Source organism: Streptomyces cyaneus, from assembly GCF_004028635.1.
Classification (GTDB): Bacteria; Actinomycetota; Actinomycetes; order Streptomycetales; family Streptomycetaceae; genus Streptomyces; species Streptomyces cyaneus.
This window is the reverse complement of record NZ_RQJW01000004.1, coordinates 462,159-487,828: the sequence shown is the minus strand read 5'-3', so window position 1 is coordinate 487,828 and position 25,670 is coordinate 462,159. Positions and strand designations below refer to the sequence as shown.

Below are 25,670 nucleotides of genomic sequence, written 5' to 3'. Positions count from 1 at the left end.
CTTGAAACGTTAAGTTAACCCTGCAAACAACTTTGCCGGGCTAATGTGTTTCTTGACCAACGGTTGACCAAGTGTTGGTGCGTTCAAGAGGCGTGGACTGACGAGAGGGGGGTGCATGTTTCGAGGTACGACGGTTCGGACCGCGGTTTCGATCCTCGCCGCCGTCCTGCTCGCCCTCCAGTTCTTCGCACCCACCGCTTCCTTCGCACACGCGCACACAGTCAGTCAGGCAAAGGCCAAAGCCCAGCCCGGAATCAAGCTCTCCGGGAAGGCGCTGCGCGACGAAACCCTCACGTCCCGCCACTGCGTGCCGTCGGGCCAAGGGGACCCGACCGGTCCGCTGCGCACCCGGGACCATCTGCGCTACGCCGACACCGGGCCCCAGGCGCCCGACCGGCCGTTGGTCGCCCGGGACCCCGCGTCCGCGCACCAGCCGGCCAGAGCCGGCGCCGCGCACCAACGCACGTCGAGATCCTCGACGTCCCACACTCCGGCGGGACTTCAGATCTTCCGCTGCTGAGCAGCAGAGCAGTCCCCCCACCTCTGTCATGTAAACCCCGACGCGCCGCTGCGGCGCGCCAGGAGGAGTCACCACATATGCAGCCCCTCATCGACAACGCCCGTACGTTCGGACAGCGCCCTGAGGAGTTCGCCAAGCTGGCCGAAGGGCAGTCCCCGCAGGTCCTGTTCATCACCTGCTCCGACTCCCGCGTCGTACCCGCCCTCATCACGGGCGCCCGCCCCGGCGAGCTCTTCGAGCTGCGCACCGCGGGCAACATCGTCCCGCCGTACGCCTCCGAGCACCCCACCAGCGAGGCGGCCACCATCGAGTACGCCGTGGAGGTCCTCGGCGTCAGCGACATCGTGGTCTGCGGCCACTCCCACTGCGGTGCCGTCGGCGCGCTGGTGCGCGGCGACGACCTGGACGCCGTACCGGCCGTGCGCGACTGGCTCTCGCACGCCACCCCGCGCCCGTCGGGCGCCGTCGAGGACCCGGAGGTCGCCGAAGGCGTCCAGGCCCATGTGCTGACGCAGCTGCTGCGGCTGCGCTCGTACCCGTGCATCGAGAAGAAGCTGAAGGAGCGTCAACTGACCCTGCACGCCTGGTACTACGAGGTACACAAGGGCGCCGTGCGCGCCCACAGCGCCGAGACCGACGCGTTCGAGGCGCTGTGATCGCCATGATGACCAAGTTCCCCCACCTGCGGCAGGACTTCGCCGCCTCGTTGGTCGTCTTCCTGGTCGCACTGCCGCTGTGTGTCGGCGTCGCCGTCGCCTCCGGAGTGCCCGCCGAACTCGGACTCGTCACCGGCATCGTCGGCGGCATCGTCACCGGCATGATGCGCGGCAGCAGCCTTCAGGTCTCCGGACCCGCCGCCGGTCTGACCGTGCTGGTCTTCGAGGCCGTCCAGGAGTTCGGGCTGCCGGTCCTCGGTGTGCTGGTGCTCGCCACCGGCGCGCTCCAGCTCCTCATGGGCGCCCTGAAGCTGGGGCGCTGGTTCCGGGCCATCTCGATCTCCGTCGTCGAGGGCATGCTGGCCGGTATCGGCCTTGTGCTCATCGCCGGACAGCTCTACGCGGTCGCGGACGCCAAGGCGCCCGCCTCCGGCCTGGAGAAAATAGCCGGGCTGCCCGGCGCGCTCGCCGATGCCGTCGGGAACACCGGGGCGCTGGCCTCGATCGGGCTGGGCGCCGGCACCATCGCCGTCCTGGTGCTGTGGAAGCGGATGCCGGGCAAGGTGCGCACGATTCCCGGTCCGCTCGCCGCGGTCGGTCTGGCGACGCTGGTGTCCGTGGTGTTCTCCCTGCCCGTCGCCACCGTCGAGGTCAAGGGGCTGCTGGGCTCCATCCAGCCGCCGTCCCTGAGCGCCTTCGGCGAGCTCGCGAACGTGGGCGTGCTCGCCACGATCGTCGCCTTCACGCTCATCGCCTCGGCCGAGTCGTTGTTCAGCGCCGCGGCGGTGGACCGGCTGCACGACGGGCCGCGCACCGAGTACGACAAGGAACTGATGGCGCAGGGCGCGGGCAACGCGGTCTGCGGTGCCCTCGGCGCGCTGCCGATGACCGCGGTCATCGTGCGCAGCTCCGCCAACGTCCAGGCGGGCGCGAAGACCAAGGCGTCCCGGGTCATGCACGGCGTGTGGCTGCTGCTGTTCGCGGCGCTGCTGCCCGCCGCCCTGGCGCTCATCCCGATCCCCGCGCTGGCCGGCATCCTGGTCCACGCCGGCTGGAAGCTGATCCCGTTCCGCGGGATCGTCTCCCTGTGGCGGGGCCACCGGGGCGAGGCGCTGATCCTCGTCGTCACCGCCGTCTCGATCGTCGCGGTGAACATGTTCGAGGGCGTCCTGATCGGCCTGGCCCTTTCGGTCGCCAAGACCGCCTGGGAGGCCTCGCACGTGAAGCTGGAGGTCGTCGACAAGGGCGCAGGACCCATCCAGGCGCACCTGTCGGGCAACGCGACCTTCCTCCGGCTGCCGAAGATCCTCGACAGCCTGGAGGCCCTGCCCCAGGACCGCCCGGTGGAGCTGGACCTGTCCGGCCTGCACCACCTCGACCACGCCTGCCGTACGGCCCTGGAGAGCTGGGCCGAGCGGCACAGCTCGGCAGGCACGGAACCGGTGCGGGTCACGGCGCCCTGACCGGCGTATGACTCCCGCTGAGGTATGACCCTGGTCCGGGGCCGTGCATGGCCCCGGACCAGACACCGGGCATATCGTTACAGGAGCATACGGAACGGGCCTCTCGGCAAGGAGGTCGTCATGGTCGAGGAGCTACTGGGCGTCGCCGTAGGTGTCGGCGCGGCGGGACTGGTGTACCTCGCGGCCGCCGCACGCGTCGTCAAGCAGTACGAGCGCGGGGTGATCCTCCGGCTAGGGCGTCTGCGAGGCACGGTGCGCCACCCGGGATTCACGCTGATCGTTCCCGCAGTGGACCGGCTGCACAAGGTCAACATGCAGATCGTGACGATGCCCGTGCCGGCCCAGGAGGGCATCACCCGCGACAACGTGACCGTGCGGGTCGACGCGGTCGTGTACTTCAAGGTCGTGGACGCTGCGGCCGCGATCATCAACGTCGAGGACTACCGCTTCGCCGTCTCCCAGATGGCGCAGACGTCGCTGCGCTCGATCATCGGCAAGAGCGATCTGGACGATCTGCTGTCCAACCGCGAGAAGCTCAACGAGGGCCTTGAGCTGATGATCGACAGTCCGGCCATGGGCTGGGGCGTGCAGATCGATCGGGTCGAAATCAAGGACGTGTCCCTGCCGGAGTCGATGAAGCGCTCCATGGCCCGGCAGGCCGAGGCCGACCGTGAGCGGCGGGCCCGGGTCATCAACGCCGACGCCGAACTCCAGGCCTCCAAGAAGCTGGCCGAGGCCGCGCACCAGATGGCCGACGCGCCCTCCGCCCTCCAGCTGCGGCTGCTGCAGACGGTGATGGCGGTGGCGGCGGAGAAGAACTCCACGCTGGTGCTGCCGATCCCGGTGGAGCTGCTGCGGTTCCTGGAGAGGGGGGCACAGCATCCCGACTACCAGGCCGTCAAGCCGTCCACCGAGCGCACCGCGCCGCCCATCGAAAGCACCGAACCTTCCAACAGCCTCGACCCCGGCACAGAAGAGAAGTGACACACGCTACGCGCGTGGTTCACGGGACTCGCACCAGGTGATAGACACAGCGGGGTCACAGTTCCTGTCCGCCAGCAGGAAGGTTGCCCCATGTCCGAGAACATGACCGATGACCGTACGACGCGCCGTCAGGTCCTGGCCCGTACCGGCGCGTTGGGTGTCTCGATCGCCTTCGCCGGAAACCTCACCGAACTCTTCGCGGGCACCGCCGCCGCACAGAGCCTGGGCCACACCGGATACGGCCCCCTCATCCCCGACCCGAAGGGCCTGCTCGACCTGCCGAAAGGTTTCCGCTACCAGGTCCTCTCCCGCGAGGGCGACCGGCTCCGCTCCGGGGAGGGCCTGGTCCCCTCCAACCACGACGGCATGGCCGCCTTTGCCGCGGGAAAGGGCCGCGTCCACCTCGTGCGCAACCACGAGAACCGCAACACCGCGAAGATCCCCGTCCCGACCGTCGCGGGCCTCACCTACGACCCGGCGGGCATGGGCGGCTGTACGGCGCTGACGCTGGACTCGCGCAACCGGGTCCTGTCCGAGCGGGTCGCCATCGCCGGTACGGCCGTCAACTGCGCGGGCGGGCCCACGCCTTGGGGCACCTGGCTGACCTGCGAGGAGACCGAGGACCGGGCGGGCACCAACGGCTACACCAAGGACCACGGCTTCATCTTCGAGGTCGATCCGGCGAACCCGCACCGCTCCGGCGCGGTCCCGCTGACCGCGATGGGCCGCTTCCAGCACGAGGCGATCGCGGTGGACCCGGGGCGCGGCATCGTCTACGAGACCGAGGACGCCTTCCTCAAGCCCTTCGGCCTCTTCTACCGCTTCCTGCCCCACGCGCCGCACGGCGGCCTCGGTTCCCTGCGCGCGGGCGGCCGCCTCCAGGCCATGCGGGTGCCGGGCGTACCCGACCTCTCCTCGATCCAGGAGACGGGCGCGAGCTTCGAGAAGATCGAGTGGGTCGACGTACCGGACCCCCTCGCCACCCAAACCCCCATCCGCCTCCAGGACTTCGGCCCGAAGGGCATCACGCACGCGCAGAAGCTGGAGGGCTGCTACTGGGGTGGCCGCAGCGTCTACTTCGTCTCCTCCTTCGCCCGCAGCGCGGACGGCTCGGCGGCGGACCACTACGGGCAGATCTGGCGCTACGACCCCGCCGCGCGCCGCCTCACCCTGGTGATCGTCTTCGGCCCCGACACCGACCTCCAGCTCCCCGGCGAGTCCCCGGACAACATCTGCCTCGCCCCCAGCGGCGGCCTGATGGTGTGCGAGGACGGCAACGGCGCCCAGCATGTCTTCGGCGTGACGCGAGGCGGCGAGGTGTACGCGATGGCGCGCAACGCGCAGGCGATCACATCAGCCGCTACCGCGGCGGGCGGGACCCCTGCGGAGCCGGAGTGGGGCGAGTTCGCCGGCGTCACCTTCTCGCCCGACGGCGAGACGATGTACGTCAACTGCTACACGCCGGGTACGACGTTCGCAGTGACGGGACCCTGGCGCAGGTAGCCGCTCCGGCACGCCCGCGCGAGCGGAGGCGTCCTCTCCGGCACGTCCTCTAACCTGTGCCGCATGAACGCTTCGGGGGATGTCGTCGACGGCCGGTTCGAGCTGGTGGAGCGGCTCGGCAGTGGCGGAATGGGCACCGTGTGGCGGGCTCGCGACACGGTGCTGCACCGCGAGGTCGCGCTCAAGGCGGTCCGGTCCGACGCGGACACCGTCGGCGTGGTGCGCGAACGGGTGCTGCGGGAGGCGCGGGCGCTGGCCCGGCTCAGCCATCCGCATGTGGTGACGGTCCATCAGATCGTGGACACCGACCCGCACCCGTGGATCGTGATGGAACTCGTGCCGGGAGTCTCGCTCCAACGGCGCCTGGACGACGGCCCGTTGACCCCGGTGGAGGCGGCCCGCCTCGGCCGCCAGGTGCTCGCCGCGCTGCGGGCCGCGCACGCGGCGGGCATCCAGCACCGGGACGTCAAACCCGCCAACATCCTTCTGCGCCCCGACGGGGCGGCCGTCCTCACCGACTTCGGCATCGCCGCCCTGCAGGGCACGACCGCCCTCACGGCCACCGGCGAACTCGTCGGCTCGCCCGAGTACATGGCCCCGGAGCGGATCCGGGGCCACGACGACGACCCAGCCGCCGACCTGTGGTCGCTGGGCGTGGTCCTGTACGTGTGCGTGGAGGGCGTCAGCCCCCTGCGCCGCCCCACCACCCTCGCCACCCTGGCCGCCGTACTCGACGCCCCGCTCCCGGTCCCCACCCGCTCGGGCCCGCTGACGCCGGTGCTCGACGCCCTGCTGGTACGCGACCCGGAGGCCCGCCCGGACGCCGCCCGACTGGACGGGATGCTGGCGCAGGTGGAGGCAGGGGCGACACCGCACTGGGCTCGGCCGACACTGACCGCCGGCGCCCCGCACCACCCGACCCCGACGGCGCCCCCGGCGCCGCCACCGATCCCCACCCAGCTGGACACCCCGCGTCCGACGGTTCCGCAGCAGCCGCGGGGCCCTCGACGCCGTACACCACTCGTGGTGGCCGCGAGCGCGGTGCTGGTGATCGCCACGGCGGCGGCCCTGGTCTTCGCGCTGCGCCCCGACAAAACCGACGGCGACGACAAGGCCGACGGCACGACGACCCCGGCGGTCACTAGATCCACCCCCGGCCCGGCCCCACAGCAACCGTCCCCCTCGCCGACTCCCACTCCGACGACTCCCAGCCCGACGACCCCCACTCGCACTCCCGTCGGCGGGTCGGAAGGCCGCTGGATCGCCCAGCTCCACTCCGAACCCATCGCCTCGGGCACCGCCGCCCGGGACCGACGGCTCGCCACCATCCGCCGGTCCATGCCGGAGGCGACCGTCCTGCGCAGCGACGACTACGCCTCCCTGCGCCCCGGCTACTGGGTGATCTACGCCCCCGGCCCCTTCACCGACGGCCGCGCCGCCCTGACCTTCTGCGCCGAGCGCGGCCGAACCACGGCGAACGCCTGCCTCGGCCGCTACCTGAGCACGGACGCCACCGACAACACCCTCCAGTGCCGCCCCCCGGCCACCGCACCGACGGGCTCCTGCACCCGCACCGACTGAGAAGACCGGCCCCGCCGGGCGAGTGACGCGGACCCGGCACACCTGTCGACGCACCGATATGAGCAGTTGATCCTCATATCTTCATGCGGTGATCACTCTTGTACGCCGCGTCACCGCCGTCTGCGCCCTGGGCGCGGCGCTGAGCGCACTCGCCTCGTGTGCGCCAGAGACGACCCGCGCTCCCCTCCCGGCGCCCAGCGCCACCGCCGCCTCCTCCCCCGTGGCCGAGCCCCCGACGCTCGCGCCCGGGCCCGCCGGCCTGACCCCGGTCTTCGAGCACGGCCCCCGCACTCGGGACAAGGCCGTCGCGCTCACCTTCGATGCGGACATGACCTCCGATCAGGGGCCGCGGGCGGCGAGCGGCGAACGGTTCGACAATCCGGGGCTGATCGCGGCGCTGCGGGAGCTGAAGGTGCCGGCGACCGTGTTCATGACGGGCCGGTGGGCCGAGGAGTATCCGGTGCAGGCCCGGGCCATCGGGCGGGATCCGCTCTTCGAGGTCGCCAACCACTCGTACAGCCACCACGCCTTCACCGACGACTGCTACGGCCTGCCGACCGTCGACGAGCAGCGGATGCGGACGGATGTGGAGCGGGCGTACGCCTCGTTCCGGAAGGTGGGGGTGCGGGATGCGATGCCGTACTTCCGGTTTCCCGGCGGCTGTTACGACCGGCGTGCTCTGAAGGCGCTGACCCCGGTCGGCGTCACCGCCGTGCAGTGGGACGTGGTGAGCGGGGACGCGTTCGCCACGGACGCCCGCTCGGTCGCCCGAGAGGTGCTGGACGGGGTGCGGGCGGGGTCGGTGGTCGTCCTGCACTGCACGCTCAGTGCCGCTCCGACGACCGAGCGAGTGGTGCGGAGCGTCGTGCCCGAGCTGCGCGGGAAGGGCTTCCGGTTCGTCAAGGTGTCCGAGCTGATCGGGGCTGCCGGCGGGCGGCGGTGACGCTCGTACGGTGGAGAGATGAGCCTCGTACGGTGGAGACATGGGCCTCGTACGCTGGGGACATGAGCGAGGAACAGCCCACGACCGACTACTGCCTGATCAACGCGACCAGGCCGCCCAAGGCGGACGGGCCGCCCTACGCGGAGTGCGTGCTGTGCCGGGAGCCGACGGAATACCCGGAGTCGTACAAGGGGATCACGCTGTGCCCGGTGTGCGAGTGGCAGGAGGCGCAGCGCACGGCGTGTTCGGGGTGACCTGCCGTCCGGGGTGACCTGCCGTTCAGGGCGATCTGCGGGACGTGAGCGCACAGGCCACGGCCGTCGCCGCCGCCGTGAGCAGGGCCGCCGCGGCCAAGGGCAGCAGGGGCAGGGGAACCGTGCCCGAGCGGGAGCCGGTGACCAGGCCGCTGACCGCCGCTTGGGCCGGGGAGCCGGTCACCACGACGGACAGCAGCGCCGCGAGCAGCATCGTGGGGACCGCGCGGCCGGTCGAGCGCAGCAGCGGCCAAGTGGTGAGGGCACCGACGGCGGTGCCGAGCAGGGCGCAGGCCAGCGCGGCGAGCAGCCCGGCGGCGCCCGCGGGCCACCGTGGCACACGGGTCTGGAGGTCGGCGCTGACCGGGTTGCTGATCAGGGTCACGAAGACGGTCGCCACCGTGCCGAGGGCCGCCGCCGCGGCCAGCGCCACCAGCAGCGCGGCGAGGTGCGCCCGCCCCGGGCCGACGGCCGCGGAGACGCAACTGCGGGCGGCGGGCGGCTCGTTGGTGACGCAGATCCGCACCAGCCAGGCGGCGACGGGCAGCAGGGCCGCGGCGGCGTAGCCGAGCGAGTCGAGCACGGGCTGCCCGCTCTGCACACCGACGCCGAGGAAGGCGGCGTACAGGATGAACGGCGGTAGCCAGCGCTGCGAGCGGGCCAGCAGGGCGGCCTGGTAGCGCAGGAGGGCGTTCATCGGTGTCATCGGCGTCATCGGCGGCTCTCGGTTTCGGGTCGGGCAGGTCTCTCCTGGGTCACGCTCACCACGTGCCATGGCGGACGGGCGGTCAGCAGGGTGCGCAGGAGGATGTCCGAGTGGGACGCGGGGACGGTGAGGCGGTGGGTGCCGGGCGTGGGTTCCTCGACCGATGTGACGGTGCGGGGCACGTCGGTGGGGAGTTGTCCGCCACGCGGGCCCTGGACGACGACGATCACGTGCGGGCCGTCGGGATCCGAGGGCGCCTGGTCCGTACGGCGGTCGAGGCCCGCGTCGCGCACGGTGTACGTCGCGTCGGGCGCCCCCGCCAGGCGGCGCGGGTCGTGGTCCACGAAGACCACGGCGGTGCCGCCCGCCGTGCGTTCGGCGACGGCACGCTCCAGCTCCTCCCGGGCGGCGGCGTCGAGGCCGGTCCACGCCTCGTCCAGGACGAGCAGCTCCGGTTCGGCGAGGAGGGCCTGTACGACGGCGACCTTCTGGCTGCTGCCCTTCGACAGCTGGGCCATCGGCATACGGGCGTACGGGGCGGCGCCGAAGCGGTCGAGCCACTCCAGGGCGGCACGGCCGGCCGCCGGCCGGGACAGGCCGTGGACCGTGCCGAGGTGGGTCAGGTAGCCGAGGGCGGTGAAGGGGAGGGCTGTGGGGAAGCGTTCGGGGACGTACGCGGTGCGGGGGCGACCGGTGATGCGGCCTTCGGAGGGGGCGTCTATGCGGGCCAGGAGGCGCAGGAGGGTGGACTTGCCGGTGCCGTTGGGTCCGTCGATGCGGATGAGCGTGCCGGGGGGCACGGTGAGGTGGACGCCGCGTAAGACCCATGGGCCGCGTATGCCGTAGCGGCGGCCTACGTTGTCCAGACGAAGATCGCGTTGCATGGGGCTCATCCTCTCGCGCCGAAGAACGGATCTTCCGCCTGGCAGACTGGAGGACGTGACCAGTGATCCCTCCGTTCCCGGCGAGAGCCCCTTTCGTACCGAACCTTCGACGCGCGACGAGGCACCTCAGTACGTCCTGCCCCTCGTCGTCCGCATCGAGCGGGCCGCTCCCCCGCCCCGTACGGACGCCCTGGAAACCGCCGCCCGCGCCGTGCTGGTCATGCTGAGCGACGAGCGGTCCCTCGGCGAAGGCGAGTGGGCCGAGGCCGTGCGGGACTGGCAGGACGCCCGTATCCGCAAGGTGGTGCGGCGGGCTCGCGGAGCCGAATGGCGGCGGGCCGAAGGGCTGCCGGGCATCACTGTCACCGGCAAGTCGGCCGAGGTGCGGGTGTTCCCGCCCGTGCCCCTGGACGGGTGGCCCAAGGAGCTGGCGAAGCTCCAGGTGTCCGGGACCGACCTCGACGATCCGGAGCCGCCCGTGGACGCCGACCCGTCGGCGCCCGTGCTCTGGCTGAACCCCGACCTCGACATGTCGGCCGGCAAGGCGATGGCGCAGGCGGGGCACGCGGCGCAGCTCGCCTGGTGGGAGCTGTCGGACGAGGAGCGGGACGCCTGGCGCGACGCGGGCTTCCCGCTCGCCGTACGGACCGCACAGCCGGGGCGCTGGGCCGAGCTGACGACCAGTGTGCTGCCGTTGGTGCGGGACGCGGGGTTCACGGAGATCGCGCCCGGGTCGTGCACGGTCGTCGCCTACCACCCGGCTCTGCGGTAGGCCTCCGGCTTTTGAACATCCCCGGCGTCCCGCGCGTACGACCTCGTGGTGGCCGTACGCGGGGTGCGAGACGTGGGCCCCAACCTCAAATGTTGCTCTGAAGGTGCCGTCCGCGAGGTTCGGTCGGGACCTTCGGGGCCATACCCCCGTCACGTCCGGCACGTCCGAGGAGACGGGGCAGCGGGTACGGAAGAGGCCGAGGAGGGGACGATGAAGCGACTGGGCACGGGGATCGGATGGCGTCCGGAGATCGCGGACGCCGTGGAGCGAATGCCGGGCATCGACTGGGTCGAGACGGTCGCCGAGAACGTCTGCCCCGGACATCTGCCGGAGTCCCTGGTACGGCTGGGGGAGCGCGGGGTGACTGTGATCCCGCACGGCGTCTCGCTCGGGCTGGGCGGCGCGGACCGGCCCGACGCCGGGCGGCTGGCCGCCCTCGCCGAGCGGGTGGAGGCACTGGGGTCACCGCTGGTCACCGAGCACATCGCGTTCGTACGGGCGGGCGGTCCACTGACGGCGTCCCCGCGCCTGGAGGCGGGACACCTCCTGCCGGTCCCCCGCACCCGGGACGCCCTCGACGTGCTGTGCGAGAACGTCCGTATCGCCCAGGACGCGCTGCCGGTGCCGCTGGCCGTGGAGAACATCGCCGCGCTCATCTCCTGGCCGGGCGAGGAGATGACCGAGGGGCAGTTCCTGTACGAACTCGCCGACCGCACGGGCGTAGGCCTCCTCATCGACGTCGCCAACCTGCACACCAACCACGTCAACCGGGGCGAGGACCCCGCCAAGGCGCTCGCCGAACTTCCGCTGGAGGCCATCGCGTACGTCCATGTCGCGGGCGGCTTCGAACGCGACGGCGTCTGGCACGACAGCCACGCCCACCCTGTCCCGGAGCCGGTCCTCGACATCCTGACCGACCTCGCCTCCCGCGTGTCTCCGCCGGGGGTCCTGCTGGAGCGAGACGAGAACTTCCCCGAACCGGCAGAGCTGGAGCGGGAGTTGGGGGCGATTCGGGGGGCTTTGGAGAAGGGAGGCGCTGAGAGGGGGGCGGCTGTCGTAGGGCCGTACGCGGAGGGGCCGGTTGCGGGAAGGCCGTCCGCGGAGGGGCCGACTGCGGGCGGAGCGTCCCCGAGGAGGGCATCCGCGGAGGTGTGTCGCTCGGAAGAGGCCTCTGCGGAAGGAGCATTCGGGGACGGGGGGTCGTCAACGGAGAGCTCGTCGACGGGGGCTTCAAGGGGTTCCGCGCCTGGGGAGAGGATCTCTCAGGAGGCGCGGGAGGCGGAGTCGGCACGCAAGGGGGCGTCGTCGACGACGGACGCCTCCGGAAGCTCGGCGCCCGTGGAGGGGACCTCGCAGCAGGCGGTGCGCAGGCCGGAGGCAGTGCGTGAGCCGGAGGGGGCGGCGTCGGGCGGGGCGTTCGCCGACCCCGCTCGGCAGCGCCTCGCTCTCGCGCAGGCCGCGCTGTTGTCCGCGCTCGTCGCCGGTACGCCCGTGCCGGAGGGGTTCGACCGGGTGCGGCTCGGCGTGCAGGCGCGGGCGCTCGCCGGGAAGCGGGCGGACGTCGTGGCCAAGGTCGCGCCCGAGTTGCCGGTGATTCTCGGGGGCGGGTATCGGCGGGCGTTCCTCGCGTACGGCCACGGGCACCCGATGACCGACGGCTATCGGCGCGACGCGCTGGACTTCGCCGGGTATCTGCTGGCCGAGGGCCGGCTTGAGGACGCTCGGGTACGCGCGGAGTTGCGGGAGTGGTGGCTGGAGCGGTCGGGGCCAAGGCCGCGGTCACGGCGGCCGGGGGTGCGGCTGGCCCGGGCCACACGGCGAGTGCTGCTGCGGCGGTGAGCGGGCTACGCGGCCCATCAGCTCTGCGCCCATAGCCCGGCGGACCCCGCCTACGCCAACTCCCGCTCCCCCACTGGACGCCCCCGCCCCGGCGAGTGTGCCGGGGTTAACACCCCCGCTCACAACACGGTCAGCCCGCCCGCTTCGTCCGCCTTTGTCACCGTACGCCGCCCACGTCTCCTCCCCTATTCGCCCGTAACCACCCCCGTTGCAACCATTCGCTCCGGTACGGCAGTTGGCGTAGCCCCCGAGGTACCCCGAAGTAATATGCCAACCCAACCCCCGAAGCGCACTAACGTGCGGTGCCGCAACAGGAGGCACCATGCGACCGCGACCGCGACCCCCCATCAACGGCCGAGGCATCTTCAGCGGCACCGGGCTCATCATCACGGGCCTGACGGCGACGCTGCTGGCGATGATCTTCCCGATCTGGTCGTACGCCGACCGGTCCGGGACCGGTCTGGACGTTCTCAACGCCGAGACCGTCTCGACCGGGTACGGGCCGCTGTCCGCCCTCGACCGCGACTTCATCACGAAGGTCCGGCTGGCCGGGCTGTGGGAGCTGCCCGCCGGCCGGCAAGCTCAGCAGAAGGGCATGACGCCGGCCGTACGGACCGCGGGGCAGCACCTGATCGAAGGGCACGCGTTCCTGGACGAGCGGGTGCGTGACGTCGCCGCCAAGCTCAGCCTTCAGTTGCCCAACGAGCCGACCGAGCAGCAGCAGGAGTGGCTGGCCACCCTGGACTCGGCCCAAGGCGTCGAGTACGACCGGCAGTTCGCCAACATCCTGCGGCTGGCGCACGGCAAGGTGTTCTCCGTCGTCGCCCAGGTGCGGGCCGGCACGCGCAACTCCCTCGTGCGCAAGCTGGCCGACGACGCCAACACCACGGTGCTGGACCACATCACGGTCCTGGAGGCCACCGGTTACGTCGACTTCGACGCCCTGGCCCGCGACATGGTCGCCGACAGCACCCCTCCGCTCACCCCTGCCCCCGCTCCGCCCGGCCCGACTCTCGACCCCGCTCCGGCCGTCCCGGTGACCCCGCCGCCGACACCGACGTACACCCTGCCGCCGGCCGCCACCAGTCGCCCACTCGAGAATGCCGGTAAGCACTGATAAACCACCCCAAAACCGCAACCATCAATGGAGAAACCCCCACGGCGAGCAACCAACTCCGCGAGAGCGGCGGCGGTTTGGCCGCAAAATGGGTGCCATGTTCTGGGTCCTTCTCCTGCTGCTGGCCTGGGCCGTCGCCGGCACCGCGTGCACCCGGCTGTGCCTGGCCGCCGTGCACGCCGCGGCCATGGAAACGAATGAGGCGACCGCGGGCCAGGGCCGCGATCTGACGCTGTACGAGGCCGCGTTCCTGTCCGGCGGCCCCCGGCGGGTGGCCGATCTGACCCTCGTCTCCATGGCGCGGCAGCGGCGGCTGCTGCTCGCGCGCACCGGCTGGGCGACGGTCGTCGATCCCCGGGGCCGGGACGAGATGGAGCGCTCGGTGATAGGGGCCATCGGGCCTCAGGGCCAGTCCCGGATCGAGCCGGTGCGGGACGCCGCGGCCGCCGCCGACGCGGTCGGCAGCCTCGCCGACCGGCTGGTCAGCGCGGGCCTCGCCGTACCCGACGGGACGCGCAGCGGCATCGCGGCCGCGATCCGGCAGGTGCAGCTCGCCGCGGTGGTCGTCCTGGCGCTGGGGGCGGTCGCCCTGCTGGCGCCGGCCCAGTCGGACATGCCGGCGCATCTGGTCGCCCTGTGGTTCGCGCTCCCCTTCGTGCTCACCCTGAGCTGCCTCGCCATCGCCCGGGTCGAGATCCACCCGTACGCGCAATGGGCCTCCCCGGCGGGGCAGCGGTTGCTGAGTGGCCTGGTCCGGCGTTCCCGGGGCGGGGGCGACCGTACGTTCCTCACCTCCGTCGCCGTACGGGGCGTACGCGCGATCGGCGAGCCGGACCTGCGCGCGGCCTTCGCGCACCGCGAGCCGCACCACGAGGCAGGGCACTGGAACGACTGACCGGTGCGGGGTTCGGTGGCGCATAGGGGGCATTGACGCCGACACCGGCAGGTGGTGCTTGCCTTCACCAACAGACAAACGAAATATCCCTTTTGTTGCTGCCGTGCTGCGAAGGGATACGCCATGAGAGCTCCCGCCCTCTACTCGGCCGCCGGGGCCCTGCTCCTGACGCCCCTCGCCGCCGCCCCGGCCGGCAGCACCGGGGGCGCCCCGGGCGCGGACGAGTGGCACGGCACGACGGTGGCCGTGGCACGCGCCGAGGTGAGCGGCCTCACCTTCGGCAGCTGCCCGAAGGAGCGGGAGCTGCCGGACAACGTGCAGTGCGGCACGGTGTCCGTCCCGCTCGACTACGCACATCCCGACGGCAAGCAGATCAAGCTCACCGTCAGCCGGATGCGGGCCACCCACAAGGACCCGCACAACAGCAAGCACCGCGTGCCGCGCCAGGGCGCCCTGGTCTACAACCCGGGCGGCCCGGGCGCCTCCAGCCTGCACTTCCCGCTGATCGGTGTCCTGCCCGCGTGGAAGCGGCTGGCGGGCGCGTACGACCTCGTCGGCTACGCCCCGCGCGGAGTGGGACCTTCCGCGCCGCTGTCCTGCCAGGACCCCAAGCACTCCCTCAAGGGGCCCACCCACGCGCCGACGCACCCCTCGGAGTCGTACAAGAAGGAGCGCATCGCCCGCGCGAAGGCCTACGCCCGCGGCTGCGCCCAGCGCTCGGGCAGCGCCCTGCGGCACTACAACTCCCTCAACAACGCCCGTGACCTGGACGTCCTGCGCGCCGCGCTGGGCGAGGAGAAGCTGACGTTCATGGGCGCGTCGTACGGCACCTACTTCGGCGCGGTGTACGCGACTCTCTTCCCCTCCCACGTACGGCGGATGGTGTTCGACTCTGCGGTGAACCCCGACCCCGCGCAGGTCTGGTACCGCAACAACCTCGCCCAGTCGGCTGCGTTCGAAGGGCGGTGGGAGGACTTCCGGGAATGGGTCGCCAAGCACCACGACGTCTACGGGCTCGGTGACACCCCCGAGGAGGTGCTGCGCAGTTACGACAAGGCGCGGGCGCGGCTGGCCGCGGAGCCGGCGGGCGGGAAGATCGGGACCGGGCAGTTGCAGGAGGCGTTCCTGCAGGCCGGGTACTACGACGACTACTGGCCCGCGCGGGCGCAGGCGCTGTCGGCGTATCTGAAGGGCGACCCCAAGCCGCTGGTCGAGCTGGCCGCACCCGTGACGGAGGCGGCGGCCGAGGCCGAGAACTCGAGCGCGGTGTACACGGCCGTCGAGTGCAACGACGCGCCCTGGCCGACGGACTGGGCGGTCTGGGACCGGGACAACACGCGGCTCGCGCGCGTGGCGCCGTTCGAGACCTGGGACAACGTGTGGATGAACCTGCCGTGTGCCTACTGGCAGGCACCCCGGCAGGCGCCCATCGACGTGCGGACGGGGCCGGGTGAGGTGCCACCGATTCTGATCCTGGCCGCCGAGCGGGACGCGGCCACGCCGTACGAAGGGGCACTGGAGATGCACCGGCGTCTGGCGGGCTCGGTCCTGGTGACCGAACGGGACGCCGGTACGCACGGCATCGCGTACGGCCCGAACGCCTGCGTCAACGGCCACCTCGACGCCTACCTGCTGGAGGGCCGCCTCCCGGCGCGACGCGCCTCGTGCGAAGGGCACCCCGAGCCGAAGCCGGAGCGCCCGGGCGACCCCCAGGCGAAGAAGCTGCGCCAGCAGACCGAGACCAACCCGGGCGGCCGACCCCAGACTGCCGCAACCGCCCGGCTACCGCACTGATCAGGCGACCCCGGCCCGCCCTCGCAGCACCGCGTCCGGTCAGGCCAGCCCGGCCACCAGCTCCGCCACCGACTTCCGGCGCCCCGTGAAGAACGGCACCTCTTCGCGGACGTGCATCCGGGCCTCGGAAGCCCGCAGGTGGCGCATGAGGTCGACGATGCGGTAGAGCTCGTCGGCCTCGAAGGCCAGGAGCCACTCGTAGTCGCCCAGCGAGAACGAGGCGACCGTGTTGGCGCGCACGTCGGGGTAGCCGCGGGCCATCTTGCCGTGGTCGGCGAGCATGCGGCGGCGGTCCTCGTCGGGCAGCAGGTACCAGTCGTAGGAACGCACGAAGGGGTAGACGCTGACGTAGTTGCGCGGCGTCTCGTCGGCGAGGAACGCCGGGATGTGCGAGCGGTTGAACTCGGCGGGGCGGTGCAGCGCCATGTTCGACCAGACCGGCTCCAGGGCACGGCCCAGCTTGGTGCGGCGGAAGAGGTTGTACGCCTCCTGCAGCTGATCGCTGGTCTCGGCGTGCCACCAGATCATGACATCGGCGTCGGCGCGCAGGCCGGAGACGTCGTAGGTGCCGCGGATCGTCACGTCCTTGGCGGCGAGCTGGTCGAACAGCTCCTGGACCTCGTCGGCGTAGCCCGCGCGGTCCTCGGGGAGCACGTCCTTCAGCTTGAAGACGGACCAGAGGGTGTAGCGGATGACCTCGTTGAGGTCCTTGGCCAGCTTGCCCTTGTTCGGGATCCTGCCGGACTCGGTGGTGGGGGCGTCGTCACTCATGTCCCTTATTCTCCCGCTCCTCCGTGCAGACTCTGCACCGGGTTGGCGGTGAGCTCCTCCACACGGCTCAGGTCACCGTGGATCTGGTCCACCGCGGCGTACGCGCTCGCGATGCACGCCGGGATGCCCACGCCGTCGTACTGCGCGCCGCACACGGCGAGGCCCGGCACCTTGGCGACGTGCTCGCGGATGCGGGCCACGCGCGCGTGGTGGCCGACGGGGTACTGGGGCAGGCCGTCGGTCCAGCGGGTGACGCGGGTTTCGAGGGGGGCGGCGTCGAGGCCGGTGGCTTCCCTGAGGTCGCGGCGGGAGACCTCCACGAGGTGGTCGTCGCCGCGCTGAAGGATCTCCGTCTCGCCGTACCGCCCCACGGACGTGCGCAGGACGACCACATCCGGGTTCTCGTCGGCGATCCAGCCCCACTTCTGGGAGGCGAACGTCGACGCCTTGATGGTGCGCCCGTCGACCGGCGGCACGAGGAAGCCGCTGCCGGCGGGGAGGTCGGTGTCGGCGCGGCGGTAGGCGAGGGTGACCAGGGCCATGGAGGCGTACTCGATGCCGGTCAGCTCGGTGGCGGCTTCGGGGGCCTCGGCGCGCAGGAGGGTCGCGGCGGCCGGGGCGGGTACGGCGACGACGACCGCGTCGGCGTGCAGCACACGGTCATCGGTGACGACGCGCCACCCGGTGGGCTCCTCCCGGCGCAGCTCCGTCACCGGCGCCCCGGTCACGATCTCGCCGCCCCGCGCGCGCACCGACTCCGCGACCGCGAGCGGGAGTTGGCCGACTCCGCCCTCGATGCCCATGAACACCGGCCCCGTCTGCTGGTTGGCCGCGGCCTTGGCCTGGACCTCGCGGACCGCCTCCGTCAGGGAGTCGTGCGTCTGCGCGGCCTGGTAGAGCTGCGGGACCGCCGAGCGCATCGAGATGCGGTACGCGTCGCCCGCGTAGACGCCGCCCAGCAGGGGCTCGACCAGGCGGTCGACGACCTCGCGGCCGAGGCGTGCCGCCACGTACTCGCCGACCGCCACGTCGTCGCCGACCTCGGTGCGGGGCAGGTCGGCGTCGCGCTCGATGCGGGCCAGGCCCTCGTCGGACAGAACGCCGGAGAGGGCGGACGCGGTGCCGGGGACGCCCATCACATGCCCCTTGGGCATGGGGCGCAGGGCACCGCGGGTCCAGATCGAGGCCGTCGCGGTGGCGGGCGACTGGAGACGGTCGGCGAGGCCCACCTCGCGGGCGAGGGCGACGGCCTCGGGGCGGCGGGCCAGCATCGACTCGGCGCCGAAGTCCACCCGCGCACCGGCGATCTCGCCGGGCAGCAGCTTGCCGCCGACCCGGTCCGACGCCTCCAGGACCGTCACCTGCCGGCCGGCGTCCAGCAGCCGGTGGGCCGCGGCGAGCCCCGCGATCCCGCCCCCGATGACGACGACCCGGCCCGTGCCCGTACGAGTCTCCACTTCGCGCATGTCCACAGCCTCTCAGACCCCACTGACAATCCGTCCGCCCCCCGGTGTCCTTCACGAGTCCCGACCGTGACCGCATCGGGACCGTTTCCCGCCAACGTTCCGCCGGACCCGGGCGTCGAAGAAGCATCAGTCGTCACGACGACCCTCGGGGGGACGCCCACATGCGCGCACGACGCTCCGCACGATCCGTTCGACCAGTCCAGGCCCTGGCCGGCATCCTGCTGGCCGCGGCCCTCGCGCTCACCGGCTGCAGCGGCGCGGCGGACGACTCGGCCTCCGGCAGCAACGCCGGGGGTGAGGCCGCCCAGGCCGACTCCAAGGCAGGTGTGCAGGAGGGCGCCCCGGGCACCGGCTCCGCCGCCGACAAGGCGAGCGCGGCACCCAAGGTCACCGCGAGCCACATCATCCGTACGGCCTCGCTGACCGTGCAGGTCAAGGACGTACCGAAGGCCCTGGACGAGGCCCGCACCAGCACCGAGAACGCGGGCGGCTACGTCGGCAACGAGACGACGACACGGGACGAGGAGGGCCATGAGCACACCCGCGTCGTCCTGCGCGTACCCGTCGACAGGTACGCCGAAGTCCTCACCGAACTGGAAGGCGCGGGCAAGCTGATCGAGCGCAGCGCCAAGGCGCAGGACGTCACCGACCAGGTCGTCGACGTGGAGAGCCGCATCAAGTCGCAGCGCGCCAGCGTGGCCCGGATCCGCGAGCTGATGGACCAGGCGACCAAGCTCAGCGACGTGGTCACGCTGGAGGGCGAGCTGAGCTCCCGCCAGGCCGACCTGGAGTCGCTGCTCGCCCAGCAGGCGTCCCTGAAGGACCGCACGAGCCTTGCGACCATCACCCTCTCCCTGTCGGAGACGCCGGTGAAGAAGGCCGCGAAGGACGACGACCCCGGCTTCCTGGACGCGCTCGCGGGCGGCTGGGACGCGTTCGTGACGATGCTGCGCTGGCTCGCGGTGGCGTTGGGCGCCGTGCTGCCCTTCGCCGCGGTGGCGGCGCTGATCGTGCTGGTGTGGCTGAAGGTCCTGCGCCCCCGGCTGCCGCGCCGGCCGGCCACCGCGCCCGCGACGACCGCCCTGGGCCCGCTGCCGACAGCCCGCCCGGCACCGACGCCCACGCGCGCGGGGGACGAGCGTGGCGCCGGACAGGGCGGCGAGCAGGACTGAAATGCCCGGCCCTCGTAGCGTGTTCGCATGAACATGAGCGCTGCGAGGGGTGTACGGGGTACGCGGGAGCGACTGGTCGTGATCGGGGGCGACGCCGCGGGGATGTCCGCGGCGTCGCAGGCACGGCGGCTCAAGAGCGCCGAGGAACTGGAGATCGTGGCGTTCGAACGCGGCCACTTCACCTCCTACTCGGCCTGCGGCATCCCGTACTGGGTGGGCGGCGACGTCCCCGACCGGGACCAGTTGATCGCCCGTACGGCCGAGGAGCACCGCGCGCGGGACATCGACCTGCGCATGCGGACGGAGATCACGGAGATCGACGTGGCCGGCGGCCGGGTACGCGCGCGTGACGTCGATTCCGGCGCCGAGTCCTGGACGTCGTACGACAAACTCGTGATCGCCACCGGCGCCCGCCCGATCCGCCCCGACATGCCGGGCGCCGACGCCCCCGGCGTGCACGGCGTGCAGACCCTCGACGACGGCCAGGCCCTCATCGACACGCTGGCACACACGCGTGGCCGCCGCGCAGTCGTGGTCGGCGCCGGATACATCGGCGTGGAGATGGCCGAGGCACTCATCAACCGCGGCTACGAGGTGGCGGTCGTCAACCGCGGCAGCGAGCCCATGTCCACGCTCGACCCGGACATGGGCCGCCTGGTGCACCAGGCCATGGAGGGCCTGGGCATCACCATGGTCAACGACGCCGAGGTCACCAAGATCCTCACCGGCGAGGACGGCCGCGTCCGCGCCGTGGCCACGGAGGACGCCGAGTACCCCGCGGACGTGGTCGTCCTGGGTATCGGCGTACGCCCGGAGACCACGCTCGCGCGAGCCGCCGGCCTCCCCCTCGGCAACCACGACGGCCTGCTCACCGACCTGGCCATGCGCGTGCGCGGCCACGAGAACATCTGGGCGGGCGGCGACTGCGTCGAGGTCCTCGACCTGGTCTCCGGCCAGGAACGCCACATCGCCCTCGGCACCCACGCCAACAAACACGGCCAGGTCATCGGCACGAACGCCGCCGGCGACTACGCCACGTTCCCCGGCGTGGTGGGCACCGCCGTCAGCAAGGTCTGCGACCTGGAGATCGCCCGCACGGGCCTGCGCGAGAAGGACGCGCGCAGAGCGGGCCTGCAGTACGTGACGGCGACGATCGAGTCCACCAGCCGCGCGGGGTACTACCCCAGCGCGTCGACGATGACGGTCAAAATGCTCGCGGAACGCCGCACCGGCCGACTCCTGGGCGTACAGATCGTGGGGAGGGAGGGCGCGGGCAAGAGGGTCGACGTCGCGGCGGTAGCCCTGACGGCGGGGATGACGGTGGAACAGATGGTGTCCCTGGACCTGGGTTACGCGCCTCCGTTCTCGCCGGTCTGGGATCCGGTGCTGGTGGCAGCCAGGAAGGCGGCAAAGGCGGTAAGCGCCGGACCCTCATAACAGGCGGCGCGAGCAACGCCCTAAAGGGGCGCGGGGAACTGCGCGACCAGCCAAAGACAGCCGGCAGCCGCCGAACCACCCACACCCCTACGGCGACTAGGCAGATCCGTTGATCCTCTCAATGGCCTGCCGAGCCTGCTCAGCCGGCGGCCGCGAGGGCAACGACGACACCGACGCACTCACACTCGGCGGCATGGCGGCGGCAGCAGCCGGCTGCTCCCCCGCCGGCTTGGCATGCGCAGCCGCAGGCCTGGAGGACCGCAACCGATGACTGACGGCCTCATCAAGCGTCACCGGCCGCTGCATCTGCGCAGCAAGCCGCCCCGCCTCCTGCCCCAGCCGGGCCACGTCTTCCCACGGCAGCCGCACCACCATGGAGAGCTCGGCCTCCCCGTCCGGCAACGCGTGCATCGGAGGAGTAACTCGGTCGTTCATCGCCTGTTCCTCACGTAGTCCCCGCGACCCGCCTTCCCCGTGCCGCGGGCGGTTGAGAAGACATACGCGCGCACAGGCGACGGCGTTCACCGGTTCGCCGGACGTATCCCGGGCAGAAATCCCTCGTGGTCATACCCGTCCATGACGTGAACCCGGTCCGCCGCACCCCGTGGGTGACCTACGCGCTGATCGCCGCGAACGTCCTCGTGTTCCTGTCCACGCCCGGCATAGCCGGCTCCGTGGCCGGTGAGAGCAGCCTGGCCCAGCTGTGCCATCTGCACGCGTTCCTGGACCACTACGCGGCGGTGCCGAGGGAGTTGATCCACGACCAGCTGCCGAGGGTGGTCCCCACGGGCGAGGTCGCCGTGGGCGCCCAGGGCCCCGGCTGTGTGATCGGCGCGCCGGAGTACGACAAGTCCCCGGCGCTGTCCGTCTTCACCGCGATGTTCCTGCACGGCAGCTGGCTGCACCTGCTGGGCAACCTGCTCTTCCTGCTGATCTTCGGCAACAACATCGAGGACCGCATGGGCCATGTGCGGTACCTGCTCTTCTACGTCGTCTGCGGCTACGCGGCGTCGTACGGCTTCGCGATCCTCAACGACGACTCCGCCGACCCGCTGATCGGCGCGTCCGGGGCCATCGCGGGCGTGCTGGGCGCCTATCTCGTGCTGTATCCGAAGGCCAGGGTGTGGGTCCTGGTCCCGTTCCTGATCTTCCTGCCGCTGCGGCTGCCGGCCTGGCTGGTGCTCGGCTTCTGGTTCGGGCTGCAGGCGGTGTACTCGTCCGGCGAGGGCGTCTCCGAGGCGGGCACCGTGGCGTACGCGGCGCACATCGTGGGCTTCCTCGCGGGCATGGCGCTCGCCTGGCCGCTCAAACCGGGGACACCGTCGCCACCGGAACCGCGCGGCCTGCTGTTCGGCAGGCGGGCGCGGCCCCGGCAGACGTGGTGAGCGCCTCTTGCCGAGCCGTCCGCTTCCTTACCGGTTCACCGGGCCGTCTGCGTGTGGACGTACTCGACGAGCCGGGTCAGCGCGTCCGGGTCGGTGGACGGCATGACGCCGTGGCCGAGGTTGAAGACATGGCCCTCGAGACCGGCGGCGGCGTCGAGCACCTCGCGGGCCTTGGCCTCGACGGCCTCGGGGGTGGTGAAGAGGATCGTCGGGTCGAGGTTGCCCTGGAGCGCCTTGCCGGGGCCGACGCGGCGGGCGGCCTCGTCCAGCGGCACGCGCCAGTCGACGCCGACGACGTCCGCGCCGGCCTCGCCCATGAGCTTCAGCAACTCACCGGTGCCGACGCCGAAGTGGATGCGCGGGACGCCGTACTCGGCGACCGCCTGGAAGACCTTGGCCGAGTGGGGCATCACCGAGCGCCGGTAGTCGGCGGGGGCGAGGGAGCCGACCCAGGAGTCGAAGAGCTGGACCGCGGAGGCGCCGGCCTCGATCTGGACCTTGAGGAAGGCGGCCGTGATGTCGGCGAGGCGGTCGAGCAGGTCGGACCAGAGCTCGGGGTCGCCGTACATCATCGCCTTGGCGTTCTCGTACGTGCGGGACGGGCCGCCCTCGACGAGGTAGCTCGCAAGGGTGAAAGGCGCGCCGGCGAAACCGATGAGCGGGGTGGCGCCGAGTTCGCGGGTGAGCAGGCCGATGGCCTCGGTGACGTACGAGACGTCCTCGGGGGTGAGGTCGCGCAGCTGGGCGAGGTCGGCGCGGGTGCGGATCGGGTTCTCGACGACCGGGCCGACGCCGGGCTTGATGTCGAGGTCGATGCCGATGGCCTTGAGCGGGACGACGATGTCGCTGAAGTAGATCGCCGCGTCCACGTTGTGCCGGCGCACGGGCTGCAGGGTGATCTCGGTGACCAGCTCGGGCCGCATGCACGACTCGAGCATCGGGATGCCCTCGCGCACCTTGCGGTACTCCGGCAGGGAGCGCCCGGCCTGTCGCATGAACCACACGGGCGTGTGCGGCACGGGTTCGCGCCTGCACGCCTTGAGGAAGGCTGAATCCTTGACTGCGTCGGGCGTGGCTGGCGGCGGCGTCTGGTTGGCACTCACGGGGGCAAGTCTCGCACGGCCGCACAGGGCCCGGCGTTGGGGTTGCCGTGTTGTCCGGGTGTCTCTCCCTGCACGAAGCCCCCGTTCCCCTTAATCTTCCCGGCATGGCTGCGGCTCAGGAACGACTGTCGGACGGCGCTGGCGGAATGGACGCAAAGGACGCCAAGGAGGGCGACTTGGACGGGAGCAGTACGGCTCCGGCGCCCTTCCGGGCCGCTGTCGACGCGCTCAGGGCCGCGCGACTGCGGCCGCAGATCGAGGTCGAGCAGACAAAGGCGCCCCAGCGCCTGGCTCCGTACGCGTACGCGCTGGAGGCCGCCGTCGTCGACGGTGACCAGGACCTGGCCGACGGCCGTCTGGTGCTGCTGCACGACCCGGCGGGGCACGACGCCTGGCGGGGTTCCTTCCGGCTGGTGACCCTGGTGCGCGCGGAGCTGGAGCCGGAGATGGCCGCCGACCCGCTGCTGCCCGACGTGTGCTGGTCCTGGCTGACCGGCGCGCTCCAGGCCCGCGGACTGTCGTACGGCGAGGCGAGCGGCACCGTCACGCGCGCGAGTTCGCACTACTTCGGCGGCCTGGCCGAACGCCCGGCGGCCTCGCAGATCGAGATCCGGGCCTCCTGGACGCCCCGTGAGGGCCTGGGCGGCGTTCCGGACACCGCGGCCCATCTGGCGTCGTGGTGCGACCTGCTGGCCCAGGTCGCGGGCCTGCCTCCGGCGGGGCCGGGTGACGCGTCGGTGGTGACGCTGCCGCAGCGCCGCGATCCGCAGTCCCGCTGACCGCCGTCCGCTCGCTCGCCGCTCGCTTGACGGTCACCTGCTCGAACCGCCACACGCTTGACCATCACTTTGTCGATACGGCCACTTTCGGTCAGGAATAGCTCTCGATCGAGCCAATTCGCTCACCGAACGATCGACCACGTGTCTGAATTGCCCCGATTGTTACTCACTAAATCGTGATCTTTCCCTAAAGGGCCACGGGTTTGGTGCCGAAGACGACTGTGACCTTGAAAGCCGTCCCCGCACCCAGGAGGCCTGGTGTCCGTTCTCCTCGAGCAGCCCGCAAGCCTGGTCGCCTACCGCCCGAACAAGCCCACCGCCATGGTGGTCGTCGCCGATCCCCGCGTCCGCTCCACCGTCACCCGACATCTCTGGGCGCTCGGTGTGCGCGACGTCATCGAGGCCTCGTCCATCGCGGAGGCTCGTCCCCGCATCGGCAACCCCCGCGACATCTGCGTCGCCGACGTCCACCTGCCCGACGGCTCCGGCCTCACCCTCCTGTCGGAGACCCGCGCCGCGGGCTGGCCCAACGGCCTCGCCCTGTCCGCCGCCGACGACATCGGCGCCGTACGCAACGCCCTCGCCGGCGGTGTGAAGGGCTACGTCGTCACCGGCACCCGCACCAACGTCGGGCTCCCCACCCGGCCTGGTGCCGCCCCCATCGGCGCCGCCGCCGCCCGTATGCACCGTCGCCACCCGGGTGCCCCGAGCCACCCGGGCGGCTACCGCGAGCTGTCCGGTCGCGAGGTCGAGGTGCTGCGGCTGGTGGCGGAGGGCCAGTCGAACAAGGCGATCGGCGTCTCGATGGGCCTGTCCGCCCTGACCGTCAAGAGCCACCTCGCCCGAATCGCCCGCAAGCTGGGCACCGGCGACCGCGCCGGCATGGTCGCCGTGGCCCTGCGCACCGGCATCATCCACTGAGATCGGCTGACATCCATTGACCTCTTGATCATTCACTGACGTGCAGGGGATCGGCCGCCGATCCCCGCCCGCGTCCCCGTCCGTCGTGAACCGGACCTCTCGCTCGACCCACTGGTTCGCGACCCTCAGGCGCCCGCCGACGGAACGTTCCGTCGGCGGGCGCTGTCCATTCACGGCAGGTGAAGATCACTCGCGGGCAGGAGCGGGAGGATGTGAAGATCCTTCAGGAGGGCAGCCCGGGCTGATAAACAGTCGCACTGACGAGCGTCATCTTCCGACCCTCGTGGTCCTCCCCGCCCTGAACGGAGCCCGTTATGCCCAAGTCCCCCTCCTCCTTGGCCGCTTGGAGCCTCGTCACTGCAGCCGCCGCCGCGCTGCTGGTGGGCTGCTCCTCGGAGGCCAAGCTGTCCAAGGACGAGGTGGCGAACTCGGTGGCCGAGAAGCTCGCCGCGCAGACGGGACAGCCGAAGCCGGACGTCACCTGCCCCGAGGACCTCGTGGGCAAGGTCGGCACCTCGTTGCGCTGCAGGCTCACCGCGACCGACGGCACGAGCTTCGGTGTGACGGTCAAGGTCACCTCGGTCGACGGCGGCACGATCAAGTACGGCATCCAGGTCGACCAGACGGCCTCCTGAGCCGGACCGGCACCGCGCTCGCCGGACCGTTCCGGCGGGCGCGGGGGAAATGTGTGACCGCGAGGTGCGGATTGTGATGGAGCACCAGGG

25 protein-coding genes are annotated in these 25,670 nt (G+C 71.8%); 19 read left to right on the top strand and 6 right to left on the bottom strand.

Annotated features, from left to right (window positions below; all coding sequences use genetic code 11):
• Positions 1-115 precede the first annotated feature (115 nt).
• The 8 genes from EHO50_RS17485 (at position 116) to EHO50_RS17450 (ending at position 7,904) form a co-directional block, all read left to right on the top strand.
• Positions 116-520, top strand: a complete 405-nt coding sequence (locus tag EHO50_RS17485) for a hypothetical protein (RefSeq protein WP_128431068.1) — start codon at positions 116-118, stop codon at positions 518-520.
• A gap of 77 nt (positions 521-597) precedes the next feature.
• The gene (locus EHO50_RS17480; protein ID WP_128431067.1) at positions 598-1,176 is read left to right on the top strand and encodes a carbonic anhydrase; all 579 of its coding nucleotides are present in this window, start codon (positions 598-600) and stop codon (positions 1,174-1,176) included.
• A 5-nt stretch (positions 1,177-1,181) separates the two neighbouring features.
• Positions 1,182-2,639: a SulP family inorganic anion transporter gene (locus EHO50_RS17475; RefSeq protein ID WP_128431066.1), complete on the top strand. Its 1,458-nt coding sequence runs from the start codon at positions 1,182-1,184 to the stop codon at positions 2,637-2,639.
• Positions 2,640-2,759: 120 nt separating this feature from the next.
• A complete protein-coding gene (locus EHO50_RS17470) occupies positions 2,760-3,623 on the top strand; it encodes a slipin family protein (RefSeq protein ID WP_246101204.1) in 864 nt (287 codons plus the stop codon).
• Between the two features lie 90 nt (positions 3,624-3,713).
• Positions 3,714-5,126 carry a PhoX family protein gene (locus EHO50_RS17465; RefSeq protein WP_246101203.1) on the top strand — a complete coding sequence of 471 codons (1,413 nt, stop codon included), beginning with the start codon at positions 3,714-3,716 and terminating at the stop codon, positions 5,124-5,126.
• 63 nt (positions 5,127-5,189) lie between these two features.
• Positions 5,190-6,707 (top strand): serine/threonine-protein kinase, encoded by a 1,518-nt coding sequence (locus EHO50_RS17460; RefSeq protein ID WP_128431065.1) that lies wholly within the window; start codon positions 5,190-5,192, stop codon positions 6,705-6,707.
• A gap of 88 nt (positions 6,708-6,795) precedes the next feature.
• Positions 6,796-7,650 (top strand): polysaccharide deacetylase family protein, encoded by an 855-nt coding sequence (locus tag EHO50_RS17455; protein WP_128431064.1) that lies wholly within the window; start codon positions 6,796-6,798, stop codon positions 7,648-7,650.
• 62 nt (positions 7,651-7,712) lie between these two features.
• Entirely contained in the window at positions 7,713-7,904 is a 192-nt protein-coding gene (locus EHO50_RS17450; protein ID WP_128431063.1) for a hypothetical protein, read from the top strand.
• A 25-nt stretch (positions 7,905-7,929) separates the two neighbouring features.
• Here EHO50_RS17450 and EHO50_RS17445 read toward each other — a convergent pair whose 3' ends face one another.
• Both EHO50_RS17445 and EHO50_RS17440 read right to left on the bottom strand, forming a co-directional pair.
• Positions 7,930-8,601, bottom strand: coding sequence for an ABC transporter (locus EHO50_RS17445; RefSeq protein ID WP_128431275.1), 672 nt, complete (start codon positions 8,599-8,601; stop codon positions 7,930-7,932).
• 14 nt (positions 8,602-8,615) lie between these two features.
• A complete protein-coding gene (locus tag EHO50_RS17440; protein WP_128431062.1) occupies positions 8,616-9,494 on the bottom strand; it encodes an ABC transporter ATP-binding protein in 879 nt (292 codons plus the stop codon).
• A 55-nt stretch (positions 9,495-9,549) separates the two neighbouring features.
• Between EHO50_RS17440 and EHO50_RS17435 the strand changes: the two genes are divergently transcribed.
• The 5 genes from EHO50_RS17435 (at position 9,550) to EHO50_RS17415 (ending at position 15,911) form a co-directional block, all read left to right on the top strand.
• A complete protein-coding gene (locus EHO50_RS17435; protein WP_246101202.1) occupies positions 9,550-10,266 on the top strand; it encodes an aminoacyl-tRNA hydrolase in 717 nt (238 codons plus the stop codon).
• Between the two features lie 210 nt (positions 10,267-10,476).
• Positions 10,477-12,105: an MbnB/TglH/ChrH family RiPP precursor modification enzyme gene (locus tag EHO50_RS17430; protein WP_128431060.1), complete on the top strand. Its 1,629-nt coding sequence runs from the start codon at positions 10,477-10,479 to the stop codon at positions 12,103-12,105.
• Positions 12,106-12,427: 322 nt separating this feature from the next.
• Entirely contained in the window at positions 12,428-13,222 is a 795-nt protein-coding gene (locus tag EHO50_RS17425) for a DUF4142 domain-containing protein (protein ID WP_128431059.1), read from the top strand.
• Between the two features lie 97 nt (positions 13,223-13,319).
• Positions 13,320-14,117, top strand: a complete 798-nt coding sequence (locus EHO50_RS17420; RefSeq protein ID WP_128431058.1) for a TIGR04222 domain-containing membrane protein — start codon at positions 13,320-13,322, stop codon at positions 14,115-14,117.
• Between the two features lie 123 nt (positions 14,118-14,240).
• Complete coding sequence (locus tag EHO50_RS17415; protein WP_128431057.1) at positions 14,241-15,911, top strand: alpha/beta hydrolase; 1,671 nt, start codon at positions 14,241-14,243, stop codon at positions 15,909-15,911.
• 39 nt (positions 15,912-15,950) lie between these two features.
• On the opposite strand, the gene hemQ is transcribed toward EHO50_RS17415, so the two are convergent.
• Positions 15,951-16,682, bottom strand: coding sequence for a hydrogen peroxide-dependent heme synthase (hemQ, locus tag EHO50_RS17410; protein ID WP_128431056.1), 732 nt, complete (start codon positions 16,680-16,682; stop codon positions 15,951-15,953).
• 5 nt (positions 16,683-16,687) lie between these two features.
• Positions 16,688-18,148, bottom strand: a complete 1,461-nt coding sequence (gene hemG / locus EHO50_RS17405) for a protoporphyrinogen oxidase (RefSeq protein WP_128431055.1) — start codon at positions 18,146-18,148, stop codon at positions 16,688-16,690.
• Positions 18,149-18,309: 161 nt separating this feature from the next.
• Between hemG and EHO50_RS17400 the strand changes: the two genes are divergently transcribed.
• Both EHO50_RS17400 and EHO50_RS17395 read left to right on the top strand, forming a co-directional pair.
• A complete protein-coding gene (locus EHO50_RS17400) occupies positions 18,310-19,320 on the top strand; it encodes a DUF4349 domain-containing protein (RefSeq protein WP_128431054.1) in 1,011 nt (336 codons plus the stop codon).
• Between the two features lie 27 nt (positions 19,321-19,347).
• Positions 19,348-20,757, top strand: a complete 1,410-nt coding sequence (locus tag EHO50_RS17395; RefSeq protein WP_164904872.1) for an FAD-dependent oxidoreductase — start codon at positions 19,348-19,350, stop codon at positions 20,755-20,757.
• A 96-nt stretch (positions 20,758-20,853) separates the two neighbouring features.
• Here the strand turns inward: EHO50_RS17395 and EHO50_RS17390 are convergent, their stop codons facing one another.
• Entirely contained in the window at positions 20,854-21,192 is a 339-nt protein-coding gene (locus EHO50_RS17390; RefSeq protein ID WP_181449639.1) for a hypothetical protein, read from the bottom strand.
• Positions 21,193-21,317: 125 nt separating this feature from the next.
• Between EHO50_RS17390 and EHO50_RS17385 the strand changes: the two genes are divergently transcribed.
• The gene (locus EHO50_RS17385; RefSeq protein WP_128431053.1) at positions 21,318-22,142 is read left to right on the top strand and encodes a rhomboid family intramembrane serine protease; all 825 of its coding nucleotides are present in this window, start codon (positions 21,318-21,320) and stop codon (positions 22,140-22,142) included.
• A 35-nt stretch (positions 22,143-22,177) separates the two neighbouring features.
• Here EHO50_RS17385 and hemE read toward each other — a convergent pair whose 3' ends face one another.
• Complete coding sequence (gene hemE, locus EHO50_RS17380; RefSeq protein ID WP_128431052.1) at positions 22,178-23,245, bottom strand: uroporphyrinogen decarboxylase; 1,068 nt, start codon at positions 23,243-23,245, stop codon at positions 22,178-22,180.
• 104 nt (positions 23,246-23,349) lie between these two features.
• On the opposite strand from hemE, the gene EHO50_RS17375 reads away from it, so the two are divergent.
• From EHO50_RS17375 to EHO50_RS17365, 3 genes are all read left to right on the top strand, one after another.
• Complete coding sequence (locus tag EHO50_RS17375; protein ID WP_128431051.1) at positions 23,350-24,024, top strand: DUF3000 domain-containing protein; 675 nt, start codon at positions 23,350-23,352, stop codon at positions 24,022-24,024.
• A 258-nt stretch (positions 24,025-24,282) separates the two neighbouring features.
• On the top strand, positions 24,283-24,945 hold the full coding sequence (locus EHO50_RS17370; protein WP_003997051.1) for a response regulator transcription factor: 663 nt from the start codon (positions 24,283-24,285) through the stop codon (positions 24,943-24,945).
• Positions 24,946-25,259: 314 nt separating this feature from the next.
• Complete coding sequence (locus EHO50_RS17365; RefSeq protein WP_128431050.1) at positions 25,260-25,580, top strand: DUF4333 domain-containing protein; 321 nt, start codon at positions 25,260-25,262, stop codon at positions 25,578-25,580.
• Positions 25,581-25,670: the final 90 nt, after the last annotated feature.

Excerpts from the sequence above, each read along its gene's own strand:
- EHO50_RS17375 (WP_128431051.1), top strand. The coding sequence starts at position 23,350 with ATGGCTGCGGCTCAGGAACGACTGTCGGACGGCGCTGGCGGAATGGAC.
- EHO50_RS17415 (WP_128431057.1), top strand. The coding sequence starts at position 14,241 with ATGAGAGCTCCCGCCCTCTACTCGGCCGCCGGGGCCCTGCTCCTGACG.
- EHO50_RS17425 (WP_128431059.1), top strand. The coding sequence starts at position 12,428 with ATGCGACCGCGACCGCGACCCCCCATCAACGGCCGAGGCATCTTCAGC.
- EHO50_RS17420 (WP_128431058.1), top strand. The coding sequence starts at position 13,320 with ATGTTCTGGGTCCTTCTCCTGCTGCTGGCCTGGGCCGTCGCCGGCACC.
- EHO50_RS17470 (WP_246101204.1), top strand. The coding sequence starts at position 2,760 with ATGGTCGAGGAGCTACTGGGCGTCGCCGTAGGTGTCGGCGCGGCGGGA.
- EHO50_RS17475 (WP_128431066.1), top strand. The coding sequence starts at position 1,182 with ATGATGACCAAGTTCCCCCACCTGCGGCAGGACTTCGCCGCCTCGTTG.
- EHO50_RS17485 (WP_128431068.1), top strand. The coding sequence starts at position 116 with ATGTTTCGAGGTACGACGGTTCGGACCGCGGTTTCGATCCTCGCCGCC.
- EHO50_RS17460 (WP_128431065.1), top strand. The coding sequence starts at position 5,190 with ATGAACGCTTCGGGGGATGTCGTCGACGGCCGGTTCGAGCTGGTGGAG.
- EHO50_RS17445 (WP_128431275.1), bottom strand. The coding sequence starts at position 8,601 with ATGAACGCCCTCCTGCGCTACCAGGCCGCCCTGCTGGCCCGCTCGCAG.
- EHO50_RS17465 (WP_246101203.1), top strand. The coding sequence starts at position 3,714 with ATGTCCGAGAACATGACCGATGACCGTACGACGCGCCGTCAGGTCCTG.
- EHO50_RS17395 (WP_164904872.1), top strand. The coding sequence starts at position 19,348 with ATGAACATGAGCGCTGCGAGGGGTGTACGGGGTACGCGGGAGCGACTG.
- EHO50_RS17450 (WP_128431063.1), top strand. The coding sequence starts at position 7,713 with ATGAGCGAGGAACAGCCCACGACCGACTACTGCCTGATCAACGCGACC.
- EHO50_RS17365 (WP_128431050.1), top strand. The coding sequence starts at position 25,260 with ATGCCCAAGTCCCCCTCCTCCTTGGCCGCTTGGAGCCTCGTCACTGCA.
- EHO50_RS17390 (WP_181449639.1), bottom strand. The coding sequence starts at position 21,192 with ATGAACGACCGAGTTACTCCTCCGATGCACGCGTTGCCGGACGGGGAG.
- EHO50_RS17440 (WP_128431062.1), bottom strand. The coding sequence starts at position 9,494 with ATGCAACGCGATCTTCGTCTGGACAACGTAGGCCGCCGCTACGGCATA.
- EHO50_RS17400 (WP_128431054.1), top strand. The coding sequence starts at position 18,310 with ATGCGCGCACGACGCTCCGCACGATCCGTTCGACCAGTCCAGGCCCTG.
- hemQ (WP_128431056.1), bottom strand. The coding sequence starts at position 16,682 with ATGAGTGACGACGCCCCCACCACCGAGTCCGGCAGGATCCCGAACAAG.
- EHO50_RS17430 (WP_128431060.1), top strand. The coding sequence starts at position 10,477 with ATGAAGCGACTGGGCACGGGGATCGGATGGCGTCCGGAGATCGCGGAC.
- EHO50_RS17480 (WP_128431067.1), top strand. The coding sequence starts at position 598 with ATGCAGCCCCTCATCGACAACGCCCGTACGTTCGGACAGCGCCCTGAG.
- hemG (WP_128431055.1), bottom strand. The coding sequence starts at position 18,148 with ATGCGCGAAGTGGAGACTCGTACGGGCACGGGCCGGGTCGTCGTCATC.